Consider the following 4,978-nt stretch of genomic DNA (forward strand, 5'->3'; position numbering starts at 1 on the left):
AGAAAAAATCGACTGTCTGAACGAAGTGAGTTTCGAGTTTTTCTTGGATTTTCAAGGTTATTTAGCTGATTTTTCACAGCCTTGAACTTTTGGTTACTTTTCTTTCAAGAGAAAAGTAACAGAGTTTATAGAAATTCAATACTTTAATTTAATCCAACAGATAAAAATAAAATTCTTCACTAAAGTTTTTATCCAAATCATTGATTATCTTCTCTGAAAATCATTTTCTTCCTTTTTTACTCTTTATAAAGAAAATAAAATATAAAGGAAATCATAAAAGACCCCGCAGAAAAAAGTGCAGTGGTATAAACCCCCGACCTAGATACACCTTCCGGACTTGTTATTATAGCCTGTATTATATTCCCTCCTCCTGCTACGAGTATTATAGGAAGCAAGGCTATGGATATAAGGAAAGCCATCTTGAGAAAAAATCCCTGTATTCCAAAGCACATCCCCTCTATTTTATGACCACTCTTCTCACTTATGTGAGTACTTATCTCACTAAGCATTGCAGGTGGAAATATAAATGCCGCACCTGAAACAGGTATACCCATGAGGGCAAAGATATAAAACCCGGCATTGACTGGAATTCCTTTTCCCAGATTGTAAAGAACAATAGACAAACAGGCCAGCGTAGCAAGAGCTGAAAGCATGAGTTTTCTGTACCCCACTCTTTTGGCTAGTCTGTTTGTAGGGTAAAAGAAGAGTGCTGATGTACCAAACAATACGGCTGCTGCCGCTGTTATAGCACCTTTACCCATTCCCATTATATCTTCCACATAATAGTTCATAGAAGCTCTCAGAATATTGAACCCCACAAAAAAGAAGAGAAGTCCTAAAAGGTAGTATATAAATGACCTGTCATGAAAAAGTATTTTTAAAGATTCCTTTAAAGTTGTTTTTGATATCTCTCCGTGGGAATATTTTTTCTCAGGAACTAAAAATACTGTGACATAGGCCCCCAATACTGACACGATACTGAGAAGTATAACCATCATTCTTATTCCTGTTTCTGTATCCCCTTTTCCTAGTACCTTTATAAGTATCCCTGGTAGTATCATGGCTATGGCTGTATAAATAAGCCTAAACACTGACTGCCAGGTAGAAAGATTCAGCCTTTCTTCAGGTGTGTTTCCTATCTCTGGAATAAGGGCGTTGTAAGGTGCCCCTACAATGGTATAAAAAATAAAAAATACCGACCCTACAAGAGATAAATATAGGAAAGTGTCTATCCCTCCTCCCTTTACAGGATAGAAAAATGCCACTGTTGAAAGTCCCAAAGGTATACTTCCGGCAGCTATGAAAGGTATTCTACGACCCCATCTGCTGTTTGATTTATCTGAGAGATAACCCACCAAAGGATCAGAAACCATATCCACAAATCTGGACAGTACCAGAGCCAGAGATATTAGTATAGGGGCCATAAGAGGCTTTATCCCTGAATTTTCCGGCGGAAGGTAATAATATAAAACCCACTGGGCAAATATCTGATCTACTATGGCATAGCTCACCCCTATACCATAAAATAACTGCACACTCATCGGTAATCTTTTTTCCATTGTTCCCCCTCGATGTAAAATCTGCAAAAACACTTCTGTATCTTCATAGATCACTATAATAGTTTTTTCAGTTAAATTATTCTGGATTTATCACAAGTCTATTTTATAATAATCGGAGTTTTCCTCTCCTCATACTCCTTTATTACAGTGTATATCATGCTGCATCTTTCATTAAAATCCAGAAGTTCTTTTTCTCTTCCTGAGAGTTTTTTAGATACATTTTTTAGGGTCGTAAAGACCTCTATACCTGTCTTGCCTCTTATGCTTTTGAGGTATTTCCCACCTTTTTCGTTGAATCCCAGTATCCTTACATAGGGAACTCCCATCTTGGCATCTTCTGTTATTTTTACGGTTATTCCCAGGAGTATATGAGTCAGTATTCTCTGGATTCTGGCATTAGTGTATCTTTTAGTCATTATATCCCCGTAAAACTTGTTGAATTCTCTGTTTTTAATAGCTGCCTCATAAAGACGGTTTTCAAAACCAGCCTCTATATCCTGTATCTTATCGAGAGAATCTTTATGAAGTATTATCTCATGTCTGAGTATGGGATAAAATTCATGAAGCCATGCACATTTCCCCTGTCCAAACTCATCAGTCAGAATTTCATACACCGGGTCTGGAACCAGATTCTTTATCTTTCCGCTCTTTTCTACCAGCATTTTTCTGATGGCAGTGGCACTGGCTATCTCTCCCTCTATATCATGGGAATGGTATCCTGTCCCCTCTCTTTTTATGGCTATTGGATTTATATCCACACCCAATTTAATTATACTTCTCACATATTCAGTCCCCAATATGTCATTGGGTGTCATATATCCCTTTTCTCCTGTTACCTTTTCTATTGCCGCTGCAAAAGAAGTTGGATATGAACTCCCTCTTCCTAGCTCCTCTTTCAGATAAGTCTGAAACTCCTCATTTTCTTCCAGAGCAGCTATACTTTTGAGTCTTTCTATCTCTCCGCTTTCAGATCCGAAGACTATGTCACTTACACCGAGAGCTCCTAATATCCCCACAGCTCCTCTGGCAAATATCTCTGCACTCTGATTGGAATAGTATGCCGGAAGCTCTGCCACTATGTCCACACCGCTTCTGAGAGCCATTTCAGCCCTTTTCCATTTATTTACTATCCCAGGTTCTCCCCGCTGGAGAAAATCCCCGCTCATTGCTGCTATTACCACATCCCCTATACCCTTTTCTCTGGCTTTTTCCAGATGATATTTGTGTCCGTTATGAAAAGGATTATATTCTACCACCACTCCTGTAGCTTTCATATTTCAACTCCTCAAAGTTTATCTATATATTTATCCTCACAAAAGGGTGTGAAACATCTTTCACACCCTTTTACAGATTATAACATAATTTTTATTTCAATTCCTACCATTTGATTGGAACAAAGACTCTTTCCTCTCTGCCGTTTATCATATAGCTCACTTCAAGACTTTCCGGAAGGTTATCCTTGTCTATCACATTGAATACCACCCATTTTCTCTCGTAGAGCCCTGCAGGTACCTGAAACTCACCAGACATGAGGTGTGCGTCTGGAAATACCTTTCCTCTTTCCAGTTCTTTTTTACTTTTATACAGTTCATCTATTGTGAGGGATGCCACTCCACCTGCCAACAGAGCCACTCCCACGTTACTCCAGCTGTTGTCTGTAAATGCAGCCAGCAGACCACCGCCGATTGCAGCAAAAGTGAATCCTGTACTTCTGTTTTGCTCTTTTCTTCTCTTTTCAGCCATGGTTGCATCATACCATTTGCTCAGTTCCTGACCTGAAGTTATTTTTATCTCTCTGTTAAACTTCTCATTATGAAAATCAACATTTACATCAGACACCTTTGCTATATTTCCTGTTTTGTTTTCCACGGTAAATACCATAAATTTATAAAAATCACTGCTCATGGCTTTTTCCATATCACCGCTTATGAGGAGTCCTGCCTGAGTTGGAGCCTTTCTCTTCTCAGCTATGCTCCCGTCTTCTCTTATCTGTTTCCCGTACTTACCCGGGTGTATAGATGCACATGATAAGAGCATCGACATCATTGCTATGATCATTATCTTCTTCATTTTATCACCATCCCTGTCCATAGATTTCATAATATATCCTTCAAAACAATCTCTGCTTTTCCTCCGATATAAAAAAATTAATTATATATTCAGTATACATGTTCCCTCTCTTTGAGACATATTATCGAATTTATTTGAATTTTATTTTCCTCTATACTATAATAGGGGTAAATCATTTATTCAGGAGGAATAATTATGCTCTTAGCTTTTGATATAGGAAACACCCACATCGTTTCAGGTGTTTTAAACGACAGTGGTGAAGTCCTGCTCACCTTCAGAGTTTCATCCAATGAAAAACTCACTGAAGATGAATTTTTTTCATACCTCAGAAATATTACAAAATTCAACAATATTGATCTTCAGGATGTTAAGGGCATAGTAGTTTCATCAGTTGTTCCAAGCCTTTTGACAATATTCGATTTCCTAGGAAGAAAATATTTCAAAATAGATCCTATCGTCGTTGATCTTTCCTTAAAGCTTCCTTTTACCTTTGCTGACAACATGAACCCCATAGGTTTTGGTGCTGACAGGATTATAGACATCACTCAGGCTCTGACTCTTTACCCTGACAGAAACCTTGTTATCTTTGATTTCGGTACTGCCACCACTTATGAAGTCCTTGTTGACGGAGTCTATATAGGAGGAGGTATCCTCCCAGGTATTGAGATGTCTATAAATTCTCTCTACGGAAGTACTGCAAAGCTTCCAAAGGTTAAATTTGGAAAACCAGATTCAATCCTTGGTAAAGACACTGTAGATCAGATAAAGGCGGGAATATTCTTCGGTTATGCAGGTCAGATAAAACATATTATCAAAAAGATAAAAGAAGAGGTTGATAACCCTTATGTAATAGCTACAGGAGGATTAGGAAGAGTTCTTTCAGGAGAAATCGAGGAGATTGATGAATACTGTTCAGACCTCAGCGTCCAGGGTCTTTTCACCATATACCACCAAAACAAAAATAATAAATAAAAGATAAAGTTTTATTTATCTACTTTTATTCTTCATTTAGATTTCAAATTAAAAATACAGGATTGCACTACTTGTTGCAGCCCTGTATTTTTATTTCCCAGTATTTAATCCGATTATTTTCAAAACTCTAACAAGTGAATTTAAGATAAACCACTTCCCTTTGCCCCTCTTCTATTTAATCACTGAATAAAACTATTGAATTTTTCTAGACTCTGTTACTTTTCTCTTGAAAGAAAAGTAACCAAAAGTTCAAGGCTGTGAAAAATCAGCTAAATAACCTTGAAAATCCAAGAAAAACTCGAAACTCGCTACGCTCAAACAGTCGATTTTTTCTAAGTATTTTACTGCGGTCATTTTTAATGCTGATTTTGTCAATG

Annotated in this window: 4 protein-coding genes; 1 reads left to right on the top strand and 3 read right to left on the bottom strand. The window is 37.5% G+C overall.

Features of this window, described 5'->3' with window-relative positions; all coding sequences use genetic code 11:
• Nucleotides 1-236 precede the first annotated feature (236 nt).
• The 3 genes from ABZA26_RS07420 to ABZA26_RS07430 form a co-directional block, all read right to left on the bottom strand.
• A complete protein-coding gene (locus ABZA26_RS07420; RefSeq protein ID WP_372713885.1) occupies nt 237-1,559 on the bottom strand; it encodes an MFS transporter in 1,323 nt (440 codons plus the stop codon).
• Between the two features lie 98 nt (nt 1,560-1,657).
• Nucleotides 1,658-2,833: a nucleotidyltransferase gene (locus ABZA26_RS07425; RefSeq protein ID WP_372713886.1), complete on the bottom strand. Its 1,176-nt coding sequence runs from the start codon at nt 2,831-2,833 to the stop codon at nt 1,658-1,660.
• Between the two features lie 103 nt (nt 2,834-2,936).
• Nucleotides 2,937-3,629 (bottom strand): hypothetical protein, encoded by a 693-nt coding sequence (locus tag ABZA26_RS07430; protein WP_372713887.1) that lies wholly within the window; start codon nt 3,627-3,629, stop codon nt 2,937-2,939.
• 195 nt (nt 3,630-3,824) lie between these two features.
• Between ABZA26_RS07430 and ABZA26_RS07435 the strand changes: the two genes are divergently transcribed.
• A complete protein-coding gene (locus tag ABZA26_RS07435) occupies nt 3,825-4,601 on the top strand; it encodes a type III pantothenate kinase (RefSeq protein WP_372713888.1) in 777 nt (258 codons plus the stop codon).
• The last annotated feature ends 377 nt before the right edge of the window (nt 4,602-4,978 follow it).

The sequence above is a fragment of the Ilyobacter sp. genome (genome assembly GCF_041583315.1).
Classification (GTDB): Bacteria; Fusobacteriota; Fusobacteriia; order Fusobacteriales; family Fusobacteriaceae; genus Ilyobacter.

Excerpts from the sequence above, each read along its gene's own strand:
- ABZA26_RS07430 (WP_372713887.1), bottom strand. The coding sequence starts at position 3,629 with ATGAAGAAGATAATGATCATAGCAATGATGTCGATGCTCTTATCATGT.
- ABZA26_RS07420 (WP_372713885.1), bottom strand. The coding sequence starts at position 1,559 with ATGGAAAAAAGATTACCGATGAGTGTGCAGTTATTTTATGGTATAGGG.
- ABZA26_RS07435 (WP_372713888.1), top strand. The coding sequence starts at position 3,825 with ATGCTCTTAGCTTTTGATATAGGAAACACCCACATCGTTTCAGGTGTT.
- ABZA26_RS07425 (WP_372713886.1), bottom strand. The coding sequence starts at position 2,833 with ATGAAAGCTACAGGAGTGGTGGTAGAATATAATCCTTTTCATAACGGA.